The sequence below is a fragment of the Prosthecodimorpha hirschii genome, assembly GCF_001305515.1.
In the GTDB taxonomy this organism is placed as follows: Bacteria; Pseudomonadota; Alphaproteobacteria; order Rhizobiales; family Ancalomicrobiaceae; genus Prosthecodimorpha; species Prosthecodimorpha hirschii.
Genome location: NZ_LJYW01000001.1, coordinates 4661356 through 4686551, shown reverse-complemented (window position 1 = coordinate 4686551; position 25196 = coordinate 4661356). Strand labels below are relative to the sequence as shown.

Sequence of the window (25196 nt, the reverse complement as noted above, 5' to 3'; positions counted from 1 at the left end):
CCCCGCTACTGATCCGGCGCCCTGCCCTCCCGACGGAACGCGCCGCCATCATGAAAGACGTCCACCCGCCTCTCGTCTCCGGCCTGTCCGTGCTCGCGCCGCGCTATCGCGCCGTGCTGAGCGACGTCTGGGGGGTGCTGCACAACGGGATGACGGCGTTCCAGCCGGCCCACGAGGCGCTCTCGGCCTACCGGGCCGCCGGCGGCAAGGTGGTGCTGATCACCAATGCGCCGCGGCCGGCGGGGCCGATCCACCAGCAGCTCGCCGGCTACGGCGTGCCGCGCCACGCCTATGACGACATCGTCACCTCCGGCGACGTGACGCGCGACCTGCTCGCCACCCGTCCCGAACGGGCCGTGATCCATATCGGCCCGGACCGCGACCTGACCCTCTATGACGGCCTGCCCGGCCGGCTGGCCGACGACACGGCCGGCGAGATCGTCTCGGTCACCGGCCTCCTCGATGACGACATCGAGAGCCCGGACGACTATCGCGACCGTCTCGCCGCCCTGGCCGCCCGCGGGCTGCCGATGGTCTGCGCCAATCCGGACATCGTGGTCGAGCGCGGCGACAAGCTGGTCTGGTGCGCCGGGGCGCTCGCCCGGCTCTACGAGGAGTTCGGCGGCGAGGTGATCATGCTCGGCAAGCCGTTCCGGCCGATCTACGACGCGGCCCGCGCCCGCATCGAGGCGCTGTGCAGCGGCCCGCTCGGCAATCGCGACATCCTGGCGATCGGCGACGGCCTGCCGACCGACATCCGCGGCGCCGACGCGCAGGGCTTCGACGTCCTCTTCGTCACCGGCGGCATCCACGCCGCCGATTTCGGCGATCCGGAGGCCCCCGACCTGGCGCTGGTCGCCGCCCGCCTGCGCTCCGAGGGGCTCGGCGCCGCCGCCGTCATGCCGCGGCTGGTCTGGTAGGGCCGGCGGCCCTTCGATCTAAGGACCGGCCGGCTGGGCGCGCTGCGGCGCCCGGCGCGGCGTCGGGATCGAAATTTTCACTCTGCTTCGCCTCCCGGCGGCGGGAAATCTTGACTTCGCGGCCGTCCGGGCCTATCTCCGCCTCGGCTGCTAGCACTCCCTTTTGGTGAGTGCCAATCCGGCCGGGCACCGCGGTTGCCGCGCGAGCCCCCTCGATTTCAGTAATCCCAAGGGTTCAAAGCCAATGGCCACCAAGACCAAGTTCCGCCCGCTGCACGACCGCATCGTCGTCAAGCGGATCGAAGCCGAGCAGAAGACCGCGGGCGGGATCATCATCCCGGATACCGCCAAGGAAAAGCCCCAGGAGGGCGAGGTGGTCGCCGTCGGCCCCGGCGCGCGCGACGAGAGCGGCAAGATCGTCGCCCTGGACGTGAAGGTCGGCGACAAGGTCCTCTTCGGCAAGTGGTCGGGCACCGAGGTCCGCCTCGACGGCCAGGACCTCCTGATCATGAAGGAAAGCGACATCATGGGCGTGATCGCCTGATCGGCCGGCCGGACTTGTCCGGCCGTCTCTGATCGGCGCTTGAGCTTCGGGCGCGTCGTCGCGCCCAGGGAACAAGACCATGCCCGGATCCCCAGGCCGTCCGCTTCTGACCGAGGAATGGCAGATCGCCCTTGCCACGGTCACGATCATGTCGGTGGCCTGGATCCTCTTCCGCATCGCCCGGCGGATCGCAGAGCGCCTGCGCTCGGATCGCGACCAGGGCGGCGACACCGATTGAAACTCATTCCAGGAGAAATCCCATGGCTGCCAAGGACGTGAAGTTCGGTGGCGACGCGCGTGACCGGATGCTGCGCGGCGTCGACATCCTCGCCAATGCCGTCAAGGTGACGCTCGGCCCGAAGGGCCGCAACGTGGTCATCGAGAAGTCGTTCGGCGCCCCGCGCATCACCAAGGACGGCGTCACCGTCGCCAAGGAGATCGAGCTCGAGGACAAGTTCGAGAACATGGGCGCCCAGATGGTGCGCGAAGTGGCCTCGAAGACCAACGACCTCGCCGGTGACGGCACCACCACCGCGACCGTGCTGGCCCAGTCGATCGTCAAGGAAGGCGCCAAGGCCGTGGCCGCCGGCATGAACCCGATGGACCTGAAGCGCGGCGTCGATCTCGCCGTCGCCGAGGCCATCAAGGACCTGCAGAAGCGCGCCAAGAAGATCAAGACCTCGGCCGAAGTCGCCCAGGTCGGCACCATCTCGGCCAATGGCGAGAAGGCCATCGGCGAGATGATCGCCGAGGCGATGCAGAAGGTCGGCAACGAGGGCGTGATCACGGTCGAGGAGGCCAAGAGCCTCGAGACCGAGCTCGACGTCGTCGAAGGCATGCAGTTCGACCGCGGCTACCTGTCGCCCTACTTCATCACCAACGCCGACAAGATGATCGCCGAGCTGGAAGACCCCTTCATTCTCATCCATGAGAAGAAGCTGTCCTCCCTGCAGGCCATGCTGCCGATCCTCGAAGCGGTCGTGCAGTCGGGCAAGCCGCTCCTGATCATCGCCGAGGACATCGAAGGCGAGGCGCTTGCGACCCTGGTGGTCAACAAGCTGCGCGGCGGCCTCAAGGTCGCGGCCGTCAAGGCGCCGGGCTTCGGCGATCGCCGCAAGGCGATGCTCGAGGACATCGCCATCCTGACCTCCGGCCAGGTGATCTCCGAGGATCTCGGCATCAAGCTCGAGAACGTCGGCGTCGAGTTCCTCGGCCGCGCCAAGAAGGTGACGATCGCCAAGGAAAACACCACGATCGTCGACGGCGCCGGCAAGAAGAAGGAAATCGAGGCTCGCGTCTCGCAGATCAAGGCGCAGATCGAGGAGACCACCTCGGACTACGACCGCGAGAAGCTGCAGGAGCGTCTGGCCAAGCTCGCCGGCGGCGTCGCGGTGATCCGCGTCGGCGGCGCGACCGAGGTCGAGGTCAAGGAGCGCAAGGATCGCGTCGATGACGCTCTGAACGCCACCCGCGCCGCGGTCGAGGAAGGCATCGTCCCGGGCGGCGGCGTCGCCCTGCTGCGCGCCAAGGCGGCCGTCGCCAAGGTCAAGTCGGACGTGGCCGACGTGCAGGCCGGCATCAACATCGTGATGAAGGCCCTCGAAGCCCCGATCCGCCAGATCGCCGAGAATGCCGGCGTGGAAGGCTCGATCGTGGTCGGCAAGCTGCTCGAGTCCAAGAGCGCCACGGCCGGCTTCGACGCCCAGTCCGAGACCTATGTCGACATGGTCGAGGCGGGCATCATCGACCCGGCCAAGGTCGTGCGCACCGCCCTGCAGGACGCGGCCTCGGTCGCCGGCCTGCTGATCACCACCGAAGCCATGGTCGCGGAGCTCCCCAAGGACAAGCCCGCGATGCCGGCCGGCGGTGGCGGCGGCATGGGCGGCATGGACTTCTGATCAGCAAGTCAGCACGCTGACTGAATCGAGACGGGGAGCGGGCAACCGCTCCCCGTTTTCGTTTGCGGGTCGGCGCCGGAGGTCCGGGCCCGACCCGGCGCCCCGGCCCGTCCCGGAGAGCAGGGCCCGTCCCGGCGACCCGATCCCCGACGGCCAGCCGGCCGCGAACAGGTTCGCGGACCGGCCGGCAAGCGTTCACTCGACCCCAGTCGGCGCCGGGTCCGGTCGCCCGCTGGCACTCTGCATGCCAGACTTCCGCGCGCCGTCCCGCTCTGCCATCATGGCGGCGGGAGGAGCCCGGCATGACTTTCGAAGACGAAATGCGTGTGTTGACCTGCCTGACCGAGGCCTGGTCGGCGGAGAGTTCGTCGCAGTGGAGCCCGCACAATCCGGCGGCCGGCCAGTGCGGCGTGACCGCGGCCCTGGTCCAGGACCGTTTCGGCGGCCGCATCCTGAAGACCCGGATCGGGTCCAGCTTCCACTATTACAACGAGATCGCGGGGCGCCGGATCGACTTCACGGAGTCGCAGTTCGACGAGCCGCCGGATCCCGAAGACCGGCCCGCGCTTCGCGACGAGGCCGCCGCCGACGGCACGCCGGCACAATTCGCCGCCCTGACGGCCCGCTTCGACGCCGCGTGGCGGCGCCGGAAGCAGGGTAGCTCGTGACCGCGTCCGCCCGATCGGTCCGGACGGCGCTCGACCGGCTCAGGCGCTGCGCCAGGTCAGGACCGAACTGGCCGCATAGTTGAACACCGCCCCCATCACGGCGCCGGTCAGGCCGGCGATCCAGGGGACCGGGTGGAAGCCGTGGATCCAGCTGGCGACGCCGACATTGGCGACCGTGCCGATGCTGCAGACCAGATAGAAGGTCAACAGGCCGGAGAAGAAGCGGATGCCGGTCAGCCGCCGGTCGCGATAGGTCAGCTGGTTGTTGAGGATGTAGTTCCAGGTCATCGCCGTCATGACGGCGAAGAACTGGCTCCACTCGAAGCCGTAGCCGAGAATGTCGAGCGCGAAATAGAGCGCCATGATATGCGCGATGACGCCGCTGGCGCCGACCGCTGCGAACATCAGGAAGCGTACCGGCAGCACGCCGCCGGAAATCTTGGAGAAGAGCAGGCCCAGATACTCGGCCGTGACCAGGCTGTCGAGCTTGGAATCGCCGGCATGGCGGCTGCGGAAGGTGAACGGCAGCTCGACGATCTTCATCGGCTCTTCGATCGCCGAGACGATGTCGAGCAGGATCTTGAAGCCTTCGCGCGACAGTTCGCCGGCGACGCCCTCGACCTTCTCGCGCCGGATCATGAAGAAGCCGCTCATCGGATCGGAAAGCTCGACGCCGAGGGCCTGCTTGGCAAGCCGCGTGGCGGTCTCGCTGCCCCATTTGCGGATCGAGGACAGGCCGTCACCCGAGGAACCGCCGCCGACATAGCGGCTGCCGACCGCCAGATCGGCGCCATCCCGGATCGCCTGCAGCATCTGCGGCAGCAGCGCCTCGTCATGCTGCAGGTCGGCATCCATCACCGCCACGATCGGGGCGGAGGAGGACAGCATGCCCTCGATGCAGGCACCCGCCAGACCGCGCCGGCCGACGCGGCGGATGCAGCGCACCCGCGTGTCCTTCGCGGCCATCGCCTTGACCACGCCCGCCGTGCCGTCCGGGCTGTCGTCGTCGACGACGATGATTTCCCAGGCGACGCCTTCGAGCGCCTTGGACAGAAGCTCGACCAGGACGGGGACGTTCTGGCTCTCGTTATAGGTCGGAACCACGACCGAAAGTTCCGGTGCCAGCGAGGCGGCAGGCACGATCGAAATGCGCGGCTCCATTCCCGTCCACCCTTCGCGACCGGTCACCAGGCCGCACCAGATGCGCCGCCCGGGCCTTGGAGCGGCACCCGCTCCTTGCCGGCCGGCGCCACCATCGATCCTGCTACGCTCGCAAGCCCTTGACGATCGGCATTCTGCACGGGATCGGTTGCTCTCGGGTTAGCGCGGGACGCTTTCCGCCGGTGAGCGTCGATCACGAACCCGGGAGGGCGGGCGAGACAGCGCATTGAGACCGATCCGATCGCCGCGTCAAGCGGCAGCCTGAAGCTTCCGTTAATTCCAGCCGGACCGTGAGGGAAGTCGCGCGGCCCGGCCGCGCTTGCCCCGTCGCGCGCCATGGTCTAGGAACGCGGTGCCCGCCCCGCAAGGCGGGCTTTCGGCGTTGATGATCGGCATTCGAGGCAGAACCATGACAGGCGGCGACAGGCTCAAGGCGCGGCTCCCGCGCGGTTTCGTCGACCGGATGCCCGACGAGATCCGCGCCGTCGACGCGATGTTGGCGAAGATCCGCGAGACCTACGAACTCTACGGCTTCGAGCCGGTCGAGACGCCGCTGGTCGAATATACCGACGCGCTCGGCAAGTTCCTGCCCGACCAGGACCGCCCGAACGAGGGCGTCTTCTCGGTCCAGGACGACGACGAGCAGTGGCTGAGCCTGCGCTACGACCTGACCGCGCCGCTCGCCCGCTACGTCGCGGAGAATTACGAGAAGCTGCCGAAGCCCTATCGCAGCTATCGCGCCGGCTGGGTGTTCCGCAACGAGAAGCCCGGCCCCGGCCGCTTCCGCCAGTTCATGCAGTTCGACGCCGACACGGTCGGCGCGCCCTCGGTCGCCGCCGACGCCGAGATCTGCATGATGGCCGCCGACACGCTGGAAAATCTCGGCATTGCCCGCGGCGACTATGTCGTCAAGGTCAACAACCGCAAGGTTCTCGACGGCGTGCTCGAGGTGATCGGGCTCTCCGGCGACGACGCGGCGCATCGCCGGCTGATCGCGCTCAGGGCCATCGACAAGCTCGACCGGCTCGGCGCCGAAGGCGTGCGCCACCTGCTCGGCGACGGCCGCAAGGACGAATCCGGCGACTTCACGCCCGGCGCCCGGCTGACGCCGGAGGCGATCGACACCGTCCTGGCCTTCGTCGGCGCCGGCGGGGCGACGACCGAAGAGACGCTCGCCACGCTGCGCCGTGTCGTCGGCTCCAGCGCGCGCGGCTCGGAAGGCGTCGAGGAACTGGCCGAGATCGGCCGGCTGGTCGCCGCCGCCGGCTATGACGACGGCCGCGTGCGCATCGACCCCTCGGTGGTGCGCGGGCTCGAATACTATACCGGCCCGGTCTACGAGGCCGAGCTGACCTTCGAGATCGTCAACGACGACGGCCACACCGTGCGCTTCGGCTCGGTCGCCGGCGGTGGACGCTATGACGGGCTGGTGTCGCGCTTCATCGGCGAGCCGGTGCCGGCAACCGGCTTTTCGATCGGCGTCTCGCGGCTGACCGCCGCGCTCAAGAGCCGCGGCCTGATCGGCGGCCAGACCGCGCCCGGACCGGTCGTCGTGCTGGTCATGGACCGCAGCGAGACCGCCCGCTACCAGGCGATCGTGGCGCGCCTGCGCGCCGCCGGCATCCGCGCCGAACTCTATCTCGGCGGCTCCGGCATGAAGGCGCAGATGAAATATGCCGACCGCCGCCGCGCGCCCTGCGTGGTCATCCAGGGATCGGACGAACGCGACCGCGGCGTCGTGCAGGTCAAGGATCTGATCGAGGGCAAGCGCCTGTCCGGCACGATCACCGACAACAAGGAATGGCGCGAAAGCCGTCCGGCGCAGTTCGAGGTGTCGGAGGCGCCCGAGGCGCTGGTGCCGGCCATTCTCGCATTGCTGCAGGGCGCGAAAGGCTGAGGAGGCCCCATGGCCAGGACGCCGAAGAAGCCCCCCGCCCCCGGCGAGATCACCCGCATGTTCGAGGAGATGGTCGGTGCGCCGATGGACGAGTGGCCCGATCCGGACGCCCTTCCGGACGAGGACCCGATCTCCGAACTGATCGACCTGTTCGTCGCCGCCGAGGCCGAGATCGTCTCGCCGCCGATCCTGCAGCCCGCCGACGTATTCCTCGATACCGCCGGCGAGGACATCCGCCGCCGCCTGTTCGTGACCACCGGCGCGGACGGCGAGGAACTCTGCCTGCGGCCGGACTTCACGATTCCCGTCTGTCGGGAATATTTGAGCCGCGGCGTGCCCGGCCGGGTCGCCACCATGGCGTATATGGGCTCCGTTTTCCGCCAGCGCCCCGGCGAGAGCGGCGAGTTTCAGCAGGCCGGCATCGAACGCTTCGGCGAGACCGACCGGCCGCGCGCCGATGCCGAGATCTTCCGGATGGCGATCGAGGCGACCGAGTTGTTCGACGTGCTCGATCCCGAGATCCAGATCGGCGACGAGGGCCTGTTCACGGCGCTGCTCGAAGCGCTGGAACTGCCCCTGCCCGTCCGCCGGCGCCTGCGCTCGCTGTTCGGCGACCGCGCCAAGCTCGAAGCCGGCCTGGAGCAGCTGGTCGCGCGCGACGGCGGCGACATCGTCGCCCATGCGGGCTTTCTCGGCGCGCTGGCCGGCGCCAATCCGGAGGCCGCCCGCGCGGTGGTCGAGGATCTGCTGGCCATTGCCGGCATCACGGCGGTCGGCGGGCGGACCGCCCACGAGATCGCCGACCGCTTCCTGCAGCAGGCCGCCCTCAAGGCCGAGGGCGGACTGACCCGCGAAAAGGCCGACACGATCGGCCGCTTCCTGACCATTTCGGGCGATCCGGTCAAGGCGGCACGCGAGCTCGACCGCTTCCAGCGCGAGATGCATATCGACATCGCCGAGGCGGTCGCCACCTTCCGGGCCCGCTCCAAGGCCATGAAGGCGCTCGGCATCGATCTGGCGTCGCTGGCCTTCCGCGCCGATTTCGGCCGCAACCTCGACTATTACACCGGCTTCGTGTTCGAGATCCGCGACCCCGCCCGCCGGGACGGAAAGCCGGTGGTCGGCGGCGGACGCTACGACGGACTGATCGAGCGGCTCGGCGCCCGGGTCTCGGTGCCGGCGGTCGGCTTCTCGATGTGGCTCGACCGGCTGGCCGGCGTGGAACTGGACGGGGGTCTGGCGTGAGCGAGGGCGATCTCGTCATCGGGGTGCCGTCCAAGGGACGGCTGCAGGAGAATGCCGCCGAATTCTTCAAGCGCTCGGGCCTGTCGATCCTGCAGCCGGGCGGCGCGCGCAACTATCGCGGCCGGCTCGGCGGCATCGAGGGCGTCGAGGTCGCCTTCCTGTCGGCCTCCGAGATCACCAAGGAACTCGGCGCCGGCAACATCCATTTCGGCGTCACCGGCCTCGATCTCGTCCAGGAGACCATCCCGGCCTGGGCCGACAAGGTGCATCTGGTCACCGAACTCGGCTTCGGCCATGCCGACGTGGTGGTCGCGGTGCCGATGGCCTGGATCGACGTGGCGACGATGGCGGATCTGGCCGACATCGCCTCGGAATTCCGGCTCCGCCACGGCCATCACCTGCGCGTCGCCACCAAATACATCAACCTGACGCGCCGCTTCTTCGCCCAGCAGGGCATCGCCGCCTACCGCATCGTCGAGAGCCTCGGGGCGACCGAGGGCGCGCCGGCGGCCGGCAATGCCGAGGCGATCGTCGACATCACCTCGACCGGCTCGACCCTGACCGCCAACAACCTGAAGGTCGTCGGCGACGGCGTCATCCTCAAGAGCCAGGCCCATCTGGTCGCCTCGCTGACGGCGCCCTGGACCGTCCGCGCCCGCGCCCAGGCCCGCGCGATCCTCGACCGGATCGCGGCGGAAGCCGCCGCGCGCGGCCTGAGCGAGGTCCGCGCCGCGGTGCCGGATCCGGCCGCCGCCGCCGCGATCGCCGCGGCCCTCGGCGCCACCGCCCCGTTCGGTGCCGACCAGCCGGGCCCGCTCGTCCTGCATCTGCCGACCGCTCGGGTGCCGGGGCTCGCCGCGGCCTTGCGCGAACAGGGCGCCTCGGTCGTCACCGCCGCCCGGCTCGATTACGTCTTCGCCGCCGCCAACCCGCTCGCCGACGGCCTGGTCGCCCGCATCGAGCGCGCCACGGCCTGAGCCATCGGGACGGATCCGGCCGGGCCGGGATCGCCGGCGCGACCGCACGAAGGGTCGGTCGGCGGGACCGTTCGACGGGACCGGTCAGCCCGGCCGCACGAAGACCGCGCGGTCGGCTTCGCATTCGTCGCGCACGAAGCAGCCTTCCAGATGGTCGTTGACCATCCCCATCGCCTGCATGAAGGCATAGACGGTGGTCGGCCCGACGAAGCTCCAGCCGCGTGCCTTCAGGTCCTTGGACAGCGCCTTCGAGGCGGCACTGGTCGGATTGGCGGTCAGCGTCGCGTGGTCGAAGCGCGACGGGCGGGCCGAAGCGTCGGGCTCGAAGCGCCAGACATAGGCGGCGAGCGAGCCGAATGCCTCGGTCACGGCCAGCGCCCGGCGGGCATTGTTGATGGTCGATTCGATCTTGCCGCGATGGCGCACGATGCCGGCATCGGCGAGCAGGCGCTCGACATCGGCCGGCCCGAAGGCCGCCACGGTCGCAGCGTCGAAATGGGCGAAGGCGGCGCGAAAATTCTCGCGCTTGCGCAGGATGGTCAGCCAGGAGAGGCCGGACTGGAAGCCCTCGAGGACGATCTTCTCGAACAGGCGACGGTCGTCGGCGACGGGACGGCCCCATTCCCGGTCGTGATAGGCCTGATAGAAGGGCTCGCCGCCATGCCACCAGCAGCGACAGCGGCCGTCCTCGCCGCGCAACAGACCCTTCGGCAATTCCTCGGCGATCATGCCCGTCTCCCCGGATTCGCGGCGGCGAGACTATCACGGGCGGAATGTCGAGCGATGTCAGGAGTGCGGTGCATCGGCCGGCCGGGCGCGTCCCGTTCGGCCGATGCCGGACCGGTCAGGCGAACAGGGCATCGATATCGTCCTGCGAGGCGATGCCGTTGTCGGTCTCGAGCGCCGGGCCGTTGAGCAGCGCCTGGTCGCCCATGCGGTGTTCGAGTTCGACCTCGATGTCCTTGAAGCTGTCGATGCCGCCCCAGATCTCCATCATGCGGATGATCCGCTCCTCGACGAAGCGCAGCGTGTTGACCACCTTGGTGATGCGCTGGCCGGTCAGGTCCTGGAAATTGCACGCCTCGAAGATCTGGACGACCTGATCTTGAATGTCGGTCGCGACGGCCTGGCTCTCGCCCTTCAGGCTGGAGGCCAGCACGGCGGACTGGTTGTCGATGCGCTCGGCGGCGGCCAGGATCTGCTCGGTCGCCCCCTCCGTGCCGAACACGACGGCGTCGAGTTCGTCGGTGACGCGGGACAGTTCACGGCCGTTGCAGCCGGAGACGTGCAGGGTGGCGATCTCGCGCTTGGTCTTGTGGATCGCCTCGTAGATCGAGTCGAGCTCGACCTTGAGCTTCATCGCCTCCGTGTGCTCCTTGCGCATGGCCTCGATGGCCTTTTCGCTGAGCTCCTGCGTCGGCTGCATGATCCGTCGGATCGCCTGCAGTTCCGCCATGATGTCGCGGTACTGGCGGTCAGGGCCGGAATCGGACGCTGCGACGTCTCCGCGACCGATCGTTTCGATCCGAAACACCTTCCTGGCCGCCATTGATCAACGCCCCGCGCTTTCCATCCCAGTCGAAAGACCATAGATCGATCACGCTTAAGAAACGGTTCCCGCACGGCAGTCGGATTTTCCTCGAATCGCTTGCACCTGCCGCCGGGGCCGTCGTAGCGATGACGGCCCAGAACCGGCCGGGCGGGTCCGGGAGGGAGACGAATGCCTTGCTTCTCTGTCTAAGGCTTGCAGGACTACTGCTGGTAGGCAGCATCGCGGCGGGTGCCGTCACCGCCTCTGCGGCGGTCCACCAGCCGAAGCCGCGCAGCTATTCGGATGCCGAGCTGATCGACGGTTTCGACAAGACGGTGTTCGGCGTCGAATCCGCCGGACGCGGGTCCGGCGACGAAGCGCGGCAGGTCAAGAAATGGGCCGGGCCGGTCGCCTACCGGATCGTCAATCTGTCCAGGACCGACCGGGTGGTGGCGGCCGAGACCTTCATTGCCGGCCTCAACCGGACCGTCCGCAACCTGCGTCTCGAACCGGCGCCGTCGGGCAGCCGCGGTCCCGGCCTGCTCCTGTTCCTGGTCGACCGGGCCGACTACCAGGCTCTCATCCGCCGCACCGTCACCGATCGACGCGAGGCGGCCTTCCTGGTCCGGCAGGACTGCTCGGCAGTGACCGGCGGTCCGAAGCCGCATGTCCTGTCGCAGGCACTGGTCTTCGTCATCGCCGACGAGGGCGACGACAAGTTCCGCCATTGCCTGGTCGAGGAACTGACCCAGAGCCTCGGGCCCGTCAACGACCATGCGTCGCTCGCCGATTCGATCTACAACGACGACAATGCGGTCGACACCTTCACGGTGTTCGACTGGTTCATCCTGAACATGCTCTACGACGAGCGGGTGCGTCCGGGCATGACCCGCCGCGAAGCCCGCCGCGTGCTCGGCGCCGTGATCCAGGATGGCCGCGCGCGGCTGGCGCCCCTGATCTCGGAAGGCTGGCCGGACGACCCGACCCTGCCGCGCACCGCCCGCTGATCCCGCACCGCCCGCTGATCCCGCGCCCCCTCCCGTCCCGACACGGCCAGCCGGAGCCCGGGCGGATCTGCTGCGCAGCCGTGGTTTGGTAAAGGCTTAACCGTCCGCAGGTGCAACCGACGGTTAACCATAAGGGGAGGTTTCCGACGGGCCGGGTCCGTTCACCATGCCGGCATTCACCATTCGGTGGCAACTCGGGCCGAGACTCCGGGACCAAAGCCGGCCCCATGCCGGCTGCGACCGCCGGTATCGTTCCCGAGGCCGGCGGTGGCGCGACTCCCGTTTTGTAACCGCAGCGTCGCCCGGAACCCCTCGCTCCGGGCATTGCAGAGTGTCGCCCATGCCGCACGACCGTGCCGTCCTCCTCGCCCTGACCGGCCTTGCCACGCTCGGCGCGGGTCTCGCCCTTTCCGGGGCCACCCCCGCGACCGCCCAGGAGTCCCGCTTCGCGCCGCGCCCGCCGGTGGTGCTGTCGCCGAACCTGACCGAGCCCTGGATGCTGCAGCTCAGGCCGCGCTATCGCGACATGACCGATGCCGCGCTGCCCGCCCCGGCTGCGGCCATGCCCGCCCCGATCGCCATCGTGGCGCCGGTGGCCACCCCTGAACCGGAGCCGGCGGCCGTTGCGGCACCCGCGCCGCGGTCCGGCTTCTTCGCCGCCTTCGGCCTGGCACCGACCCCGGAGAGCCATGTCGACCAGCAGGTGCCGGCGCCGGCCGCCCGCCGGGCCGTGCGCGAGGTGCGCGACGAATTCCTGCCGACCGTGGTGCCCTATCGCGGGCCGCACGCGCCCGGCACGATCGTGATCGACACCAATGCGCGCCATCTCTTCCTGGTCCAGGAGGGCGGCACCGCGCGCCGCTACGGCGTCGGCGTCGGCCGGCCGGGCTTCGAATGGGCCGGCGAGCACCGCGTCACCCGCAAGGCCGAATGGCCGTCCTGGCGCCCGCCGGCGGAGATGCTGAAGCGTCAGCCGAAGCTGCCGCGCTTCATGGAGGGCGGCCCCGGCAATCCGCTCGGCGCGCGCGCCATGTATCTCGGCTCGTCGATGTACCGCATCCACGGCTCCAACGAGCCCTGGACGATCGGCCAGGCGGTCTCCTCGGGCTGCATCCGGATGCGCAACGAGGACGTGACCGACCTCTACGAACGGGTCAAGGTCGGCACCCGCGTCATCGTGATGTGACGCCCCGCCCGGGGTCCCCAATCTGCCGGGACCCGGCCCACTCTCGGAGGCGATCGCCCGAGGCTCAATGGCCGCTGCGCAGGGTCGCGGCGGCCACCCCGGCGCCGATCAGCAGCGTGCCGCCGACCCGGTTGATCGCCCGGATGGTGCCCTCCCGCCGGACCAGGCCGCGCGCCCGGGCGGCGACCAGCGCGTAGGTGAAGGCGTTGGCGAAGGCGAGCGTCAGGAAGGTCGCCTCGAAGATCAGCATTTGGGTCAGGAAATCCCCGGCCGGGTCGAGAAACTGCGGCAGGAAGGCGACGAAGAAGGTGATGCTCTTCGGATTGAGCGCCGTCACCAGCCAGGCATGGGCCAGCATCCGGGCCGCCGAGGCCGCGTCCCGGCGTGGTTCCGCCTCCAGCCGGCCGCCGGCGCGCCAGAGCTTGACGCCGAGCCAGACCAGATAGGCCGCGCCGATCCACTTCAGCACCGTGAACACCGTCGCCGAGGCCGCCAGCAGCGCGCCGATCCCGAGCATCGACAGCGTCATCGCGGTGAAGTCGCCAAGCGCGACGCCTGCCGCCATCGGCAGCGCGGTCCGCCAGCCGGCGCCGAGCGCGTAGGACACGACCAGCAGGATGGTCGGCCCCGGGATCACCAGGAGGACCGCGGAGGCGGCGGCAAACGCGAGCCAGGTATCGAGGGACATGGGACGCTCCGGAGCAGTGGGCAATCGGCCGTGGGCAGTGGGCGCGATGGTGCGCCCGATCGCCGGCCCGGGCAAGGGACTGAGAGCGCCGATCCGGGGGGCAGCCGGCCAGGCCACGGTTTCCGGTTCGGCCATTGAATCAGAATGTTGCGGCAGGCGATCCGCGCGGCGTTTCGCGGTGCGTCCAAGGTCCCGCGCGGGCGCCGCGGCCCGCGTTCAACCGATGAACGGTGCATGAAATCGGCTCTCAGGGTCCGTGCATGCGCGTGCGGTTAGAACGGGCGTCAAGTCGAGCCGCCCTTCGCCGGCCAACCAGAACCAGAGAGAACCGCCATGATCCGCACCGTCGCCCTCGCCACCCTGTCGATCGCCCTGCTGGCCGGTGCCGCGGGCGCCGCCGAGATCGTCACCAACGGCGCGACGGACGCGAGCGCCTCGCATCCGATCCGGCCGATCGAAGCCTTCGTCGAGGTGGTCGGTCAGGACCGCTTCGCCGGCTATTTCGTCACCGACGAGCATGGCTGCGCGGTCACGCTGATCCGGACCGCCGCCAACGACGAGGCGCTGGCCCATCCGATCGCCAAGATGGCGCTGATCGTGCAGCCCTCGAGCCGCATCGACATTCCCGCAAGCGGCAGCCAGGCGCTGCGAATCGCCTGCGCCAGCGGCGCGGCGGAACTGCAGATCGGCACCCTCGACCGCAACCTGCCGCCGCGCCGCACGCTGCTGGATTGAGGCTGCCGGACTGGGCACGGGACGCGGTCGCGATCCCGCCTGTCGCGGCCGGACGGCCCGCCCGGCCTCGGATCGCGGGCGCCGATTGACCGCAGGTCCCCGCCATGGGACCGTCACTCGGGTCCGGCGGGGGACTTCGGCATGGAAGAGCTGGCGCTCAATTTCAAGAAGTACATCATCATCCCGCAAGGCGCGGTCGTCGTGCTGGTGCCCTTCGTTCTCTGGCACCTGTTCCGCGGCAACCGCATCCTGCCGCTCGCCGTCATCCAGATCCTGGCCGGCGTGCTGCTCGGTCCCTCGGTCTTCGGCGCGCTCGACCCGGACGGCTTCAAGGCGCTGTTCGGCAAGGAGCTGACCGGCGGCGTGCAGGGGCTGGCGCTGGTCGCCGTGACCCTGTTCGGCTTCATCGCCGGCACCGATGCCGACCGCGAGCAGATCGCCCATGCCGGCCGCAGCGTCGTCGCCATCTCGCTCGGCGGCATGGCCTTCACGGCGGCGATCGGTGCCGTGGCCGGCTATTTCGTGGCGCGGGGCTATCCATGCGCCAGTCCGGAGCAGCTGTCCTGCGCGACCGGCCGCAATCCGAGCCTCGTCCTGTTCGCCGCCGCCTTCGCGCTGGCGGTGGCGATTCCCGCGCTGCCGATCCTGGTCATCCTGACGCGCGAACTCGGCCTGATGCGGGCGCGCGTCGGCCAGGTGGCGCTCGCCTCGGCCGGCGTCGGCGACGTGGTCTCCTGGGCCTCGATCGCCCTGATCCTGCCCTTCGCCAAGGGCACCGGCATCGGCGAGGCGCTGGCCGTCGCGGTCGGCGGTGCCGGGCTCAACTACCTATTCCTGCGCCACGGCGCGACGCGCTATTTCGAGCATCTGCTCGCCGTCGGCGCGGCCGAGCGGGTGATCCTCAGCGTGATCGGCATCACCATCTTCCTGTCGGGCACGATCACGGCCGTCGCCGGCCTGCACCCGGTCATCGGCGCCTTCATGGCCGGCATCTTCCTGCCCGAGCGCATCCGCGAATTCGCCGCCGCCAAACTCGACCAGCCGACCCAACTGGTGCTGATGCCCTTCTTCTTCCTGAACACCGGCCTCAACACCAGCTTCGACTTCGCCGATCCGGTGGTCTGGACCCTGTTCGGCGTCGGCTTCCTGGCCTGCACGGTCGGCCGCGTCGCCGGCACCATGCTGGCGGCACGCGCGGTCGGCGAGACCTGGGCCTTCGGGCTGGCGGCCGGCTCGCTTCTGCAGACCAAGGGCCTGATGGCCATCGTGGTGATGACCATCTTCGCCAAGGAACAGGTGGTCAGCCAGACGACCTTCTCGGCCGCCGTCGTCATGGCGCTCGCCTCCACCGCCCTGACCATGCCGCTGGTCCGGCTGATCATGGCGCGCTTCGGCGATGCCGTGCACGGGTCGGGGCGGCGGCCGGCGGCGAACCCTTCGGCCCAGACGGCCTGACGGCGGCACGGTCGCCCGATCGTTCCCGCCGGGGCCGGCCATTCGGAGCCGGCGGGGGTCCTATCCCGGCAGGGCCGTGTCGCCCGCGCCGATCGGCCGCTGCATCAGGACGCTGTCGACCCAGCGGCCGAACTTGAAGCCGACCGACCGCATCAGGCCGGCATGCTCGAAGCCCGCGGAGGCATGCAGGCGGATCGAGGCGTCGTTGGCGCTGTCGCCGATCACCGCCACCATCTGGCGGACGCCGCGCGCCGCGCAGGCCTCGATCAGCGCCGCGATCAGCGCCCGGCCGACGCCCCGGCCGCGTGCGGCTTCGGCGACATAGACCGAATTCTCGACCGTGAAGCGGTAGGCCGGGCGCGGCCGGTAGGGGCCGGCATAGCTGTAGCCGAGCACGGCGCCGTCGCGCTCGGCGACCAGATACGGAAAACCCGCGCCCACGATGGCCGCGTGGCGTCGGGTCATTTCGTCGAGATCGGGGGCCGCCAGTTCGAAGGAGGCGAGGCCGGTCTCCACCGCGAGGGCGTAGATGGCCAGGATGCCGGGAAGGTCGCGGGGCTCCGCCGGGCGGATCGTGAAGTCTGCTACGTGCATTGGTCTTCCGGGGCTGGTCGCGATCGGCCAGAGGCCGATCGCTCGGGAGCGCACCGGAAGGTCGGGCTCGATCCGACCCGCCGCGAGGGCGGGCCGGCCTCTGCCGGTCAGGGCGCGACGGCCTTCCGGTAGACGTGCCAGGTGGCATGTCCGAGCATCGGCAATACCACGAAGAGGCCGATGAAGCCCGGCAGGATCGCGACACCCAGCAATGTGCCGATGAAGATGCCCCAGCCTATCATCGGGCCCGGATTGGCCAGCACGACCCGGATCGAGGTGATCATGGCGGTGACGAAATCGACCTCCCGGTCGAGCAGCATCGGGTAGGAGACGACGCTGACCGAGAACAGGCCGAGCGCGATCACCGCGCCGACCACGTTGCCGAGCAGGAAGAAGGCGATCCCGCGCGGCGTCGACACCACGGTCGAGACGATCTGCGAGAATTCGAAGCCGTGCAGGCCGAAGAAGACCGCATAGAGGAAGCCGGCGCTGTAGACCCAGACGATCAGGCCGAACACCGCGACCAGCGCCATGTAGCCGAGTTCGCGCGCGCCGTGATGCGGCACCGCAGCCAGCACCGCCGACCAGGTCGGCGTCTCGCCCCGGCTCCAGGAGCCGGCTGACCTCGTAGAGCCCGACGGCGACCAGCGGCGCCACGATGGCGAAGCCGGCGGCGAGCGGATAGGCCAGGAAGACCAGATCGAGTTCCATGCTGACCAGGGTCAGCAGGATGCCGCCGACCACGTAGAAGCCGGCGAAGACCAGCCCGAACATCGGCGCCGCGCGGAAGTCCCGCAGACCTGCCGCCAGCGCGAGCGAGATGTCGTCGACCGTCACGGTGCGGACGACGGGATCGTTGCGACGGCTCGGTGCCGACAGATCGGGGCCGGCCAGATGGCCGGCGGTCATGTCGCTCATGATTTCCTCTCCTGGCAATCTTGCCTCCGCCTCGCCCGGACGGTTTTCTGCGACAGGATGGCACGTCACGGGCCGATTGCAACGCTCTTGCATCAGCAAAGCGTGATGGACCGGGCGGCGGCAAGAAAATGCCCGGGCCGGGCGGTTCGGCCGTAGTGGTCAAAGAGTGAGTGGTTCGGATTCACGAGACGGATGGGGACCATCCGTCTCGATCGAACCACTGGGTCCGGGCAAAGCAGGTTCGGTCAGGGGATGGATATCCACAGGACCGGCTTCAGGGGTCGGGATCGGCGATCGCCTCAGGCGACCAGGCGATAGGCCGGCAGCGTCAGGAAGGCCTCCAGGCGGTCGGACAGGATCAGCTGCTCGAACAGCGCGATCGCCTGCGGGAAGCGACCGGCATCGTAGGCTTCCGCCCCGAGTTCGCCGCGCACCCGCTCCATCTCTTCCGCCAGGCAGGTCCGGAACAGCGCCTCGTCGACCGTGCGGCCGTCCTCCAGCGTCGCGCCGAAATGCAGCCACTGCCAGATCTGCGTGCGGCTGATCTCCGCGGTCGCCGCATCCTCCATCAGGTTGTAGATCGGCACCGCGCCGCGGCCGCCGAGCCAGGCTTCGACATACTGCACGCCGACGCGGATATTCTCGCGCAGGCCGGCCTCGGTGCGGGTGCCCTCGTGGATGGCGAGGAGATCGTCGCGACCGATGGCGCGGTCGGCCGGCATGAAGCCGAGCTGATTCGGGGCCGGCATCTTCTCGTCGAACACCGCCTTGGCGACCCCGACGAGATCCGGATGGGCGACCCAGGTGCCGTCATGACCCTCGCGCGCCTCGCGCTCCTTGTCGGCCTTGACCTTGGCGAGCGCGGCGGCGTTGCGCTCCGGATCGTTCTTGATCGGGATCTGCGCCGCCATGCCGCCCATCGCGAAGGCGCCGCGGCGATGGCAGGTGCGGACCAGGAGTTCGGCATAGTTGCCCAGGAAGGCCTTGCCCATCACCACCTTGGCGCGGTCGGGCAGCAGACAGTCCCGATGCGCGCGCAGCGTCTTGATGAAGGAGAAGATGTAGTCCCAGCGGCCGCAGTTGAGGCCGGTGATCCGCTCGCGCAGCTCGTAGAGGATCTCGTCCATCTCGAAGGCCGCCGGCAGGGTCTCGATCAGCACCGTGCAGCGGATCGAGGCCGCCGGCAGGCCGAGGGTCGTCTCGGCATGGGCGAAGACATCGTTCCAGAGCCGCGCCTCCAGATGGCTCTCCATCTTCGGCAGATAGAAATAGGGGCCGGAGCCGGCCGCGAGGGACGCCTTGGCGCAGTGGAAGGCATAGAGGCCGAAATCGAACAGGGCGCCCGACAGGGTCGCGCCGTCGACAGTCACATGGCTTTCCGGCAGGTGCCAGCCGCGCGGACGGATGATCAGCACGGCCGGATCGGACTTCAGCGCATAGGTCTTGCCGTTGCGGGCGTCGACGAAATCGATCGCGCCGGCCCAGCGGTCCTTCAGGTTCAGCTGGCCGTCGAGGAGGTTCGCCCAGGTCGGGCAGGTCGCATCCTCGAAATCGCCCATGAACACGTTGGCGCCGGAGTTCAGCGCGTTGACGATCATCTTGCGGTCGACCGGGCCGGTGATCTCGACGCGCCGGTCGGTCAGATCGGCCGGGGCCGGGGCGACGCGCCAGTCGCCGGCGCGGATCGCGGCGGTCTCGGGCAGGAAGTCGGGCAGCTCGCCGGCATCGAAACGGGCCTGGCGGGCGGCACGCGCGGCGAGCAGTTCGAGCCGGCGGGCGTCGAAGCGGCGGTGCAGCCCGGCCACGAAGGCGAGCGCGTCGGCGGTCAGGATCTCGCTGTAGCGCGGGCCGATGAGGCCCGTCACGACGACACCCTGGACGGCGGGCGGAACCATATCGGCGGCAGTCATGGCAAGGTCTCCTCGTCAGCGGCAAGCAAAGCAGGTCTTGGCGCGGCCGATCGCCGCGCGCCTGTCTGGGCATGACAATAATTCATCGAGCCCCGCCGTAAACGACATCGCTCGATCCATCACTTTTTCCACCAGGGAAATAATCCGGTTCCGGAAGCCGTTTCAATCGGTCCAAAATGTCGAGGCGGGCCCCGAGACGCCGCGGCCGACGCCGGCTTCGGGAAGCCGTCGACCCTTCACCGGCGGCACGGTGCGTCGAACCGCCACCGGCGCGGCGTCGTCATCCACCGGTGCAGCCCGCATTGCGCGGTCACGAATATTTCGACGACCAGACCATTGACCGTCATCCTTCGGAACATTAAGTATCCATCAATGAATTTATGCTCCGGATGACCAAGAAATACTCATGAAACATCTTCGAAACACGCCTGAAATATTCTTCGTGGTTTCGGCCATTCTGGCCACGGCGGAGGCCCTGCCGGCCTCGGCAGGCCAAGGCCGCCTGCCCGAGGCCCTGACCGGGCTCTGGGCCACCGAGGCGGCGTCCTGCGCCAAGCCGGACAATGACGACCGCGTCGAGATCACGCGCGACCGGATCGAGTTCTTCGCCGCCTCGTGCCGGATCGACGCCCTGCGCCAGACGAAGGCCGGCGACTATCGGATGGACGAGACCTGCGAGGCGGAGGGCGAGGCCGATGCGATCGCCGGCCGCCTGATCGTCAAGGGCCGGGACCGGATCGAGATCCGCCAGGGCGAGACGCGCCATGCCCTGCTGCGCTGCCCGAAGCCGGCGGCTGCGGCCAGGTCGAACCTGCAATAGCCCGACCGGGAGCACGATCGGGGCCGCGGCATCGCGCGGCCCGTTCGCCGTTCGCGCGGGCGGTCAGCCGACCGCGCTGCGCCAGGCGCCCATCACGATGCTGACCAGACCCATGCCGAACAGGCCGGTCGCCACCACATAGGTGCCGCCGCCCCCGCCGGAAGCCGCGACGCTGTAGGTGCCGAAGGTGATGACCGCACCGAGCGCCAGCATCGCGCAACCGAAGCCGAGCGCCTTGAGGCCGCGCATGCGGAACTCGCGCCGCTTGATCTGCAGACCCCGGTTCGCGATCGCTGCCGCCAGATCCGGCGGACAGCCGTCGGACTGCAGAGCGGCGAGGATGTCGGCGCGCGCCTTGCCTTGCGCGAACTGTACGGCAGACCGGATCACGAGATCGGAAATCAGCTGCTGGACCTGCTGGTCGTCGGTCATGACGCGCTCTCCATCGGCAGTGCGACGATATCGTCGGCTCGGATGCGATGAGAGACGCTAGCATCGGCCCGCAAAGAGCCGGGATTCTAAAGGAATTTGATGCTCCCAAAGCCTTTGGCACCCCGCCCCGGGGAGCCCGGCCGGCAGCCTGGATCCCTCCCCCCACGGCGCGCGCATCGCCCTGCGGGGACCATCAGGCCTGCCCTCTGCGACGACCTGCCGGAGTGGCTCCGAGACACCAAACACCTACGGATCGCCCGGCGCTTCCGGCCTTCCAAGCGTTATCGAGCCGCCAGGCGGCTCCGAGCCGCCCTCCGCTCGAGCCCCGGCGACTATTCCGCCGCCGCGGCCGATACCGGCAGGCGCCCGTCCAGCGCCTCGGGCAGTGGGCCGCCATGGACCCAGTCGAGCAGTTCGACGGTGTGGACGATCGGGATTGCGGTGCCGCCGGCGATCTGGGTCATGCAGCCGATATTGCCGGTGGCGATCAGGTCCGGCGCGGTCTTCTCGATATTGGCGACCTTGCGGTCGCGCAGGCGGGTCGCGATCTCGGGCTGCAGAATGTTGTAGGTGCCGGCCGAACCGCAGCAGAGATGGCCCTCCGGCACGTCGCGGACCGTGAAGCCGGCCGTCTGCAGCAGGGTTTTCGGCTCGGTGCGGATCTTCTGGCCGTGCTGCATCGAACAGGCCGAATGGTAGGCGACCACGATCCCGTTCGGCGCGCGGGCCGGCAGATCGAGCCCGACCAGAAGCTCGCTGACATCCTTGGCCAGCGCCGAGACCGCCGCCGCCTTGTCCTTCCAGACCGGATCGTTGCGGAACATGAAGCCGTAATCCTTGACGGTCGTGCCGCAGCCCGAGGCCGTGATCACGATCGCATCGAGGCCGGCGCCGCCGCCCTCCCGCGTCTCCCGCCACCAGGCTTCGATATTGCGCGCGGCTTGGGCATGGGAGCGCTCGTCCTGCCCCATGTGATGGACCAGCGCGCCGCAGCAGCCCTCGCCCTTCGGCACCACCACCTCGACGCCGAGCCGGGTCAAAAGGCGGATGGTCGCCTCGTTGATGCCGGGCTTCAGCACCGGCTGGGCGCAGCCGGTCAGGAGCGCGACCCGGGCCCGCCGCACACCCGACGCGCCATGCACGCCGGGCGCCTCCGCCGCCGAACGGCCGGCCATGCGCGAGGGCGCCAGGGCCAGCATGGCGGCGAGCTTCGGGCCGATGCCGGGGATGAATTTCAAGAGACCGGCAAAGGGCTTGGCATAGAAGGCGGCGAGCAGGGCGGCCCGGAATCCGGTCCGTGTCGGCAGCACGGTCGCGAGCACGCCGCGCAGCATCCGTTCGGCCAGCGGCCGCTTCCAGGTCTTCTCGATATGGGCGCGGGCGTGATCGACCAGGTGCATGTAGTTCACGCCCGACGGACAGGTCGTCATGCAGGACAGGCACGACAGGCAGCGGTCGACATGCTTCACCGTCTCGGCATCGGCCGGCCGGTCGTTCTCCAGCATCTCCTTGATCAGGTAGATGCGGCCGCGCGGGCTGTCGAGTTCGTCGCCGAGCAGCGCGAAGGTCGGACAGGTCGCGGTGCAGAAGCCGCAATGCACGCATTTGCGCAGGATCGACTCGGCTTCCGCGACGCCCGGATCGGCAAGCTGGGCGGGGGTGAAGTTGGTTTTCATCGGCTCCGCCTCACGCCATCCGGCCGGGATTGAGAATGCCCTTCGGGTCGAACTGCGCCTTCAGGCGTTCGGCGAGCGCGGCCAGCGGCGCGGGCTGCGGCTCGAACACCGGCACGGCGGCGCGGGTCGCGGCATCCGCCCGGATCAGGGTCGCATGACCGCCACCGGCGGCCGCGACGGCACGGCGCACCGGCCCCACACCGGCTTCCGGCACCGCCGCACCGGTGCCCGTGGGCGCCGCAGGCAGGCAGAGCCAGACCAGCCCGCCCTGCCAATCGTAATAGGCCCGGCTCCCCGGCACCGCCTTGGCCATGGCCGCCACGACCGACGGACCTTCGCCGGGAGCGACGGAGACGCGCCAGAGCACCGTCCCCGGCGCCCTGTCGGGCGTGAAGGCCGCAACATCGCGCACCGCCCGCCACAGCGGTTCGGACTCCGCACCGCCCAGGCGCTCGACCCGGCCGAAGGGCGCCAGCAGGCGCGACAGACTGTCGGCCCGGTGCGCGATCGACACCGGCACGCCTTCGAGGCGGACGATGGTCGCCGATTGCCCGTTGCGCCCGACCGCCCCCCCGGCCGCACCGCCGATCGCGACCGCGGCGTCGGCCGGCAGATGGGCGGCGCCGGAGACTTCCGTTGAGGAGCCCATGGCGGCCGCCAGGGCAGCGATCGCCCGCCGGTCGTCCAGGCCGGGCAGCAGGATCGTCTCGCAGGCCTCGGCGCGCGGCAGCACCTTGAAGGTCACCTCGGTCAGGACCGCGAGCGTGCCCCAGGACCCGCTAAGCCCGCGCGCGAGATCGTAGCCGGTGACGTTCTTGACCACCCGCCCCCCGGACTTGAAGGCCTCGCCGCGGCCGGACACGGCCTTGATGCCGAGCACATGGTCGCGCGCCGCCCCCTTCGAGATGCGGCGCGGGCCGGCCAGATTGGTCGCCAACAGCCCACCGATCGTGCCCAGGCCCGGCGCGGTTCCGAGAACCGGTCCGTAGTCCATCGGCTCGAAGGCCAGTTCCTGGCCGCGGGCGGCAACCGCCGCCTCGATCTCGGCGACCGGCGTGCCGGCGCGCGCCGACAGCACCAGTTCCTCCGGCTCGTAAAGCGTGATGCCGGAAAGTCCCGACAGGTCGAGCGTCAGTTCGGCCTGCACCGGTCGTCCGATCGCACGCTTGGAGCCCTGGCCGATCACCTCGACGGGCTTCTCCTCGGCCATCGCCCAGGCCAGGAAGGCCCGGGTCTCGTCGGCGTCGCGCGGGGCATAGGTCTCGGCCATCGGCGGCATGCCTTCAGAAGCGGGGAATGTCGGGATGCGGCAGGGCGCCGCGCTGGACATGCAGCCGGCCAAGTTCGGCGCAGCGGTGCAGTTGCGGGAAGACCTTGCCCGGATTGAGCAGCTGTTTCGGGTCGAAGGCGCATTTCACCCGGATCTGATGGGCGAGATCGATCTCGTCGAACATCGCCGGCATCAGGTCGCGCTTTTCCACCCCGACGCCGTGCTCGCCGGTCAGGCAGCCGCCGACCTCGACGCAGAGCCGCAGGATGTCGGCGCCGAAGGCCTCGGCCTTGTCGAGTTCGCCGGGAACGTTGGCATCGAACAGGATCAGCGGATGCAGGTTGCCGTCGCCGGCATGGAAGACGTTGGCGCAGCGCAAGCCGTAGTGTTCGCCCATCGCGCGCATGCGGGCGAGCACATGCGGCAGTTCCTTGCGCGGAATGGTGCCGTCCATGCACAGATAGTCGGGCGAGATGCGGCCGACCGCCGGGAAGGCGGCCTTGCGCCCGGCCCAGAAGACCAGCCGCTCGGCATCGGAATTGGAGACGCGCAGGTCGACGCAGCCGTTGCCGCGCGCGATCTCGGCGACGCGCTCGATCAGGTGCGAGACCTCCGCGGCCGGCCCGTCCAGTTCGACGATCAGCAGCGCCTCGGCATCGCGCGGATAGCCGGCATGGACGAAGTCCTCGGCCGCGTGGATCGCCGGACGGTCCATCATCTCCATGCCGCCCGGAATGATGCCGGCCGCGATGATGTCAGCGACGGTCTGGCCGCCCGCCTCGCTGGAATTGAACCCGACCAGCACGGCGCGCGCGGTCTCCGGAGCCCGCAGGATGCGCACGGTGACTTCGGTGACGACGCCGAGCAGGCCTTCGGAACCGACGATCAGGCCCATCAGGTCGTAGCCGGGGCTGTCGAGATGCTTGCCGCCGATGCGCAGCACCGTGCCGTCCATCAGCACCATCTCGACGCCGAGGACGTTGTTGGTGGTCAGCCCGTATTTCAGGCAATGCACCCCGCCGGAATTCTCCGCGACATTGCCGCCGATCGAGCAGGCGATCTGCGAGGACGGATCGGGGGCGTAATAGAAGCCTTCATGCTCGACCGCGCGGGTGATGCCGAGATTGGTGACGCCGGGCTGGACGACCGCGCAGCGGTTCGGGAAGTCGATGTCCAGCACCCGGTTGAACTTCATCATCGACATCAGCACGCCGTCGGCGAGCGGCAGCGCGCCGCCGGACAGCGAGGTCCCGGCGCCGCGCGGCACCACCTTGATGCCCTCCTGGTGGCAATAGGCGAGCACCCTCGAGACCTGCTCGACGGTCTCCGGCAGCACGACGACCAGCGGCGCCTGGGCATAGACGGTGACGCCGTCGGACTCGTAGGGCGCCAGGCCGCGCGCGTCGGCGATCACGCCCTCGCCCGGCACGATCTCGCCGAGCCTGCGAACGATCTCGGCCCGCCGGGCGAAGACGCCGGCATCCGGCTCGGGCATTCTCAGCGCGGTCATGGCCCCTCCGATGGTCTGTTTAATTGACCACATCCAGATGCCTATCTACGGGACAATCGCACGCTCGGACAAGCGCCGGCAGGGCGCCGCGCGACGGATTTCGCGCGTGTCGTCGTCGGCGTGGGACATTTTCAGGCTTGATTGGTCCGAATCC

The 25196-nt window shown here is 69.5% G+C and carries 24 protein-coding genes and 1 pseudogene; 13 read left to right on the top strand and 12 right to left on the bottom strand.

All coding sequences use genetic code 11. The annotated features are described in order from the left end of the window. The first annotated feature begins 50 nt into the window (after positions 1 to 50). From ABB55_RS20610 to ABB55_RS20595, 5 genes are all read left to right on the top strand, one after another. Positions 51 to 920: a TIGR01459 family HAD-type hydrolase gene (locus tag ABB55_RS20610; RefSeq protein WP_054360484.1), complete on the top strand. Its 870-nt coding sequence runs from the start codon at positions 51 to 53 to the stop codon at positions 918 to 920. Positions 921 to 1164: 244 nt separating this feature from the next. After that, positions 1165 to 1464 (top strand): co-chaperone GroES, encoded by a 300-nt coding sequence (groES, locus tag ABB55_RS20605; RefSeq protein WP_054360483.1) that lies wholly within the window; start codon positions 1165 to 1167, stop codon positions 1462 to 1464. A gap of 79 nt (positions 1465 to 1543) precedes the next feature. Beyond that, positions 1544 to 1702, top strand: a complete 159-nt coding sequence (locus ABB55_RS30465; protein WP_160321280.1) for a hypothetical protein — start codon at positions 1544 to 1546, stop codon at positions 1700 to 1702. Positions 1703 to 1724: 22 nt separating this feature from the next. Continuing rightward, positions 1725 to 3362: a chaperonin GroEL gene (gene groL / locus ABB55_RS20600; protein ID WP_054360482.1), complete on the top strand. Its 1638-nt coding sequence runs from the start codon at positions 1725 to 1727 to the stop codon at positions 3360 to 3362. A 302-nt stretch (positions 3363 to 3664) separates the two neighbouring features. Then, positions 3665 to 4030 carry a YunG family protein gene (locus tag ABB55_RS20595; RefSeq protein WP_054360481.1) on the top strand — a complete coding sequence of 122 codons (366 nt, stop codon included), beginning with the start codon at positions 3665 to 3667 and terminating at the stop codon, positions 4028 to 4030. Positions 4031 to 4069: 39 nt separating this feature from the next. Here the strand turns inward: ABB55_RS20595 and ABB55_RS20590 are convergent, their stop codons facing one another. Then, positions 4070 to 5191 (bottom strand): glycosyltransferase family 2 protein, encoded by a 1122-nt coding sequence (locus tag ABB55_RS20590; RefSeq protein ID WP_054360480.1) that lies wholly within the window; start codon positions 5189 to 5191, stop codon positions 4070 to 4072. 409 nt (positions 5192 to 5600) lie between these two features. Between ABB55_RS20590 and hisS the strand changes: the two genes are divergently transcribed. The 3 genes from hisS to hisG are packed head-to-tail and all read left to right on the top strand — an operon-like array spanning position 5601 to position 9310. Further along, positions 5601 to 7088 (top strand): histidine--tRNA ligase, encoded by a 1488-nt coding sequence (gene hisS, locus ABB55_RS20585; protein WP_054360479.1) that lies wholly within the window; start codon positions 5601 to 5603, stop codon positions 7086 to 7088. 9 nt (positions 7089 to 7097) lie between these two features. Beyond that, on the top strand, positions 7098 to 8333 hold the full coding sequence (locus ABB55_RS20580; protein ID WP_244472086.1) for an ATP phosphoribosyltransferase regulatory subunit: 1236 nt from the start codon (positions 7098 to 7100) through the stop codon (positions 8331 to 8333). Then, positions 8330 to 9310, top strand: a complete 981-nt coding sequence (gene hisG / locus ABB55_RS20575) for an ATP phosphoribosyltransferase (protein ID WP_054360478.1) — start codon at positions 8330 to 8332, stop codon at positions 9308 to 9310. The genes ABB55_RS20580 and hisG overlap by 4 nt, the downstream gene beginning before the upstream one ends. Positions 9311 to 9394: 84 nt before the next feature. Here the strand turns inward: hisG and ABB55_RS20570 are convergent, their stop codons facing one another. Beyond that, positions 9395 to 10039: a DNA-3-methyladenine glycosylase I gene (locus ABB55_RS20570; protein WP_054360477.1), complete on the bottom strand. Its 645-nt coding sequence runs from the start codon at positions 10037 to 10039 to the stop codon at positions 9395 to 9397. Positions 10040 to 10154: 115 nt separating this feature from the next. Further along, a complete protein-coding gene (locus tag ABB55_RS20565) occupies positions 10155 to 10859 on the bottom strand; it encodes a protein phosphatase CheZ (RefSeq protein WP_054360476.1) in 705 nt (234 codons plus the stop codon). Positions 10860 to 11035: 176 nt separating this feature from the next. On the opposite strand from ABB55_RS20565, the gene ABB55_RS20560 reads away from it, so the two are divergent. Next, positions 11036 to 11848 (top strand): DUF2927 domain-containing protein, encoded by an 813-nt coding sequence (locus tag ABB55_RS20560; RefSeq protein ID WP_054360475.1) that lies wholly within the window; start codon positions 11036 to 11038, stop codon positions 11846 to 11848. 340 nt (positions 11849 to 12188) lie between these two features. Then, on the top strand, positions 12189 to 13034 hold the full coding sequence (locus ABB55_RS20555; RefSeq protein ID WP_083463798.1) for a L,D-transpeptidase: 846 nt from the start codon (positions 12189 to 12191) through the stop codon (positions 13032 to 13034). A 64-nt stretch (positions 13035 to 13098) separates the two neighbouring features. Here ABB55_RS20555 and ABB55_RS20550 read toward each other — a convergent pair whose 3' ends face one another. Continuing rightward, on the bottom strand, positions 13099 to 13722 hold the full coding sequence (locus tag ABB55_RS20550; protein ID WP_054360474.1) for a LysE family translocator: 624 nt from the start codon (positions 13720 to 13722) through the stop codon (positions 13099 to 13101). Between the two features lie 333 nt (positions 13723 to 14055). On the opposite strand from ABB55_RS20550, the gene ABB55_RS20545 reads away from it, so the two are divergent. Beyond that, a complete protein-coding gene (locus ABB55_RS20545; RefSeq protein WP_054360473.1) occupies positions 14056 to 14457 on the top strand; it encodes a hypothetical protein in 402 nt (133 codons plus the stop codon). A gap of 141 nt (positions 14458 to 14598) precedes the next feature. Next, complete coding sequence (locus tag ABB55_RS20540; RefSeq protein WP_054360472.1) at positions 14599 to 15912, top strand: cation:proton antiporter; 1314 nt, start codon at positions 14599 to 14601, stop codon at positions 15910 to 15912. 60 nt (positions 15913 to 15972) lie between these two features. Here ABB55_RS20540 and ABB55_RS20535 read toward each other — a convergent pair whose 3' ends face one another. The 4 genes and pseudogenes from ABB55_RS20535 to aceB form a co-directional block, all read right to left on the bottom strand. Next, positions 15973 to 16506, bottom strand: a complete 534-nt coding sequence (locus ABB55_RS20535) for a GNAT family N-acetyltransferase (protein WP_054360471.1) — start codon at positions 16504 to 16506, stop codon at positions 15973 to 15975. A 107-nt stretch (positions 16507 to 16613) separates the two neighbouring features. Then, positions 16614 to 17084, bottom strand: a complete 471-nt coding sequence (locus ABB55_RS20530; protein ID WP_276326425.1) for a DUF2189 domain-containing protein — start codon at positions 17082 to 17084, stop codon at positions 16614 to 16616. A 64-nt stretch (positions 17085 to 17148) separates the two neighbouring features. Next, positions 17149 to 17217: pseudogene (locus ABB55_RS31155) on the bottom strand (hypothetical protein); the annotation flags it as partial. Positions 17218 to 17723: 506 nt separating this feature from the next. After that, positions 17724 to 19334: a malate synthase A gene (gene aceB, locus ABB55_RS20525; protein WP_083463797.1), complete on the bottom strand. Its 1611-nt coding sequence runs from the start codon at positions 19332 to 19334 to the stop codon at positions 17724 to 17726. 406 nt (positions 19335 to 19740) lie between these two features. Between aceB and ABB55_RS20520 the strand changes: the two genes are divergently transcribed. Further along, positions 19741 to 20154 carry a hypothetical protein gene (locus tag ABB55_RS20520; RefSeq protein WP_152982122.1) on the top strand — a complete coding sequence of 138 codons (414 nt, stop codon included), beginning with the start codon at positions 19741 to 19743 and terminating at the stop codon, positions 20152 to 20154. A gap of 63 nt (positions 20155 to 20217) precedes the next feature. On the opposite strand, the gene ABB55_RS20515 is transcribed toward ABB55_RS20520, so the two are convergent. The 4 genes from ABB55_RS20515 to ABB55_RS20500 form a co-directional block, all read right to left on the bottom strand. Then, a complete protein-coding gene (locus tag ABB55_RS20515; RefSeq protein ID WP_054360469.1) occupies positions 20218 to 20586 on the bottom strand; it encodes a hypothetical protein in 369 nt (122 codons plus the stop codon). Positions 20587 to 20918: 332 nt separating this feature from the next. Next, a complete protein-coding gene (glcF, locus tag ABB55_RS20510; RefSeq protein WP_054360468.1) occupies positions 20919 to 22262 on the bottom strand; it encodes a glycolate oxidase subunit GlcF in 1344 nt (447 codons plus the stop codon). 10 nt (positions 22263 to 22272) lie between these two features. Continuing rightward, a complete protein-coding gene (locus tag ABB55_RS20505) occupies positions 22273 to 23532 on the bottom strand; it encodes an FAD-binding protein (protein ID WP_054362201.1) in 1260 nt (419 codons plus the stop codon). A 13-nt stretch (positions 23533 to 23545) separates the two neighbouring features. Beyond that, complete coding sequence (locus ABB55_RS20500) at positions 23546 to 25042, bottom strand: FAD-linked oxidase C-terminal domain-containing protein (RefSeq protein ID WP_054360467.1); 1497 nt, start codon at positions 25040 to 25042, stop codon at positions 23546 to 23548. Positions 25043 to 25196: the final 154 nt, after the last annotated feature.

Excerpts from the sequence above, each read along its gene's own strand:
- ABB55_RS20610 (WP_054360484.1), top strand. The coding sequence starts at position 51 with ATGAAAGACGTCCACCCGCCTCTCGTCTCCGGCCTGTCCGTGCTCGCG.
- groES (WP_054360483.1), top strand. The coding sequence starts at position 1,165 with ATGGCCACCAAGACCAAGTTCCGCCCGCTGCACGACCGCATCGTCGTC.
- ABB55_RS30465 (WP_160321280.1), top strand. The coding sequence starts at position 1,544 with ATGCCCGGATCCCCAGGCCGTCCGCTTCTGACCGAGGAATGGCAGATC.
- groL (WP_054360482.1), top strand. The coding sequence starts at position 1,725 with ATGGCTGCCAAGGACGTGAAGTTCGGTGGCGACGCGCGTGACCGGATG.
- ABB55_RS20595 (WP_054360481.1), top strand. The coding sequence starts at position 3,665 with ATGACTTTCGAAGACGAAATGCGTGTGTTGACCTGCCTGACCGAGGCC.
- ABB55_RS20590 (WP_054360480.1), bottom strand. The coding sequence starts at position 5,191 with ATGGAGCCGCGCATTTCGATCGTGCCTGCCGCCTCGCTGGCACCGGAA.
- hisS (WP_054360479.1), top strand. The coding sequence starts at position 5,601 with ATGACAGGCGGCGACAGGCTCAAGGCGCGGCTCCCGCGCGGTTTCGTC.
- ABB55_RS20580 (WP_244472086.1), top strand. The coding sequence starts at position 7,098 with ATGGCCAGGACGCCGAAGAAGCCCCCCGCCCCCGGCGAGATCACCCGC.
- ABB55_RS20570 (WP_054360477.1), bottom strand. The coding sequence starts at position 10,039 with ATGATCGCCGAGGAATTGCCGAAGGGTCTGTTGCGCGGCGAGGACGGC.
- ABB55_RS20565 (WP_054360476.1), bottom strand. The coding sequence starts at position 10,859 with ATGGCGGCCAGGAAGGTGTTTCGGATCGAAACGATCGGTCGCGGAGAC.
- ABB55_RS20555 (WP_083463798.1), top strand. The coding sequence starts at position 12,189 with ATGCCGCACGACCGTGCCGTCCTCCTCGCCCTGACCGGCCTTGCCACG.
- ABB55_RS20550 (WP_054360474.1), bottom strand. The coding sequence starts at position 13,722 with ATGTCCCTCGATACCTGGCTCGCGTTTGCCGCCGCCTCCGCGGTCCTC.
- ABB55_RS20545 (WP_054360473.1), top strand. The coding sequence starts at position 14,056 with ATGATCCGCACCGTCGCCCTCGCCACCCTGTCGATCGCCCTGCTGGCC.
- ABB55_RS20540 (WP_054360472.1), top strand. The coding sequence starts at position 14,599 with ATGGAAGAGCTGGCGCTCAATTTCAAGAAGTACATCATCATCCCGCAA.
- ABB55_RS20535 (WP_054360471.1), bottom strand. The coding sequence starts at position 16,506 with ATGCACGTAGCAGACTTCACGATCCGCCCGGCGGAGCCCCGCGACCTT.
- aceB (WP_083463797.1), bottom strand. The coding sequence starts at position 19,334 with ATGACTGCCGCCGATATGGTTCCGCCCGCCGTCCAGGGTGTCGTCGTG.
- ABB55_RS20520 (WP_152982122.1), top strand. The coding sequence starts at position 19,741 with ATGAAACATCTTCGAAACACGCCTGAAATATTCTTCGTGGTTTCGGCC.
- ABB55_RS20515 (WP_054360469.1), bottom strand. The coding sequence starts at position 20,586 with ATGACCGACGACCAGCAGGTCCAGCAGCTGATTTCCGATCTCGTGATC.
- glcF (WP_054360468.1), bottom strand. The coding sequence starts at position 22,262 with ATGAAAACCAACTTCACCCCCGCCCAGCTTGCCGATCCGGGCGTCGCG.
- ABB55_RS20505 (WP_054362201.1), bottom strand. The coding sequence starts at position 23,532 with ATGGCCGAGACCTATGCCCCGCGCGACGCCGACGAGACCCGGGCCTTC.
- ABB55_RS20500 (WP_054360467.1), bottom strand. The coding sequence starts at position 25,042 with ATGACCGCGCTGAGAATGCCCGAGCCGGATGCCGGCGTCTTCGCCCGG.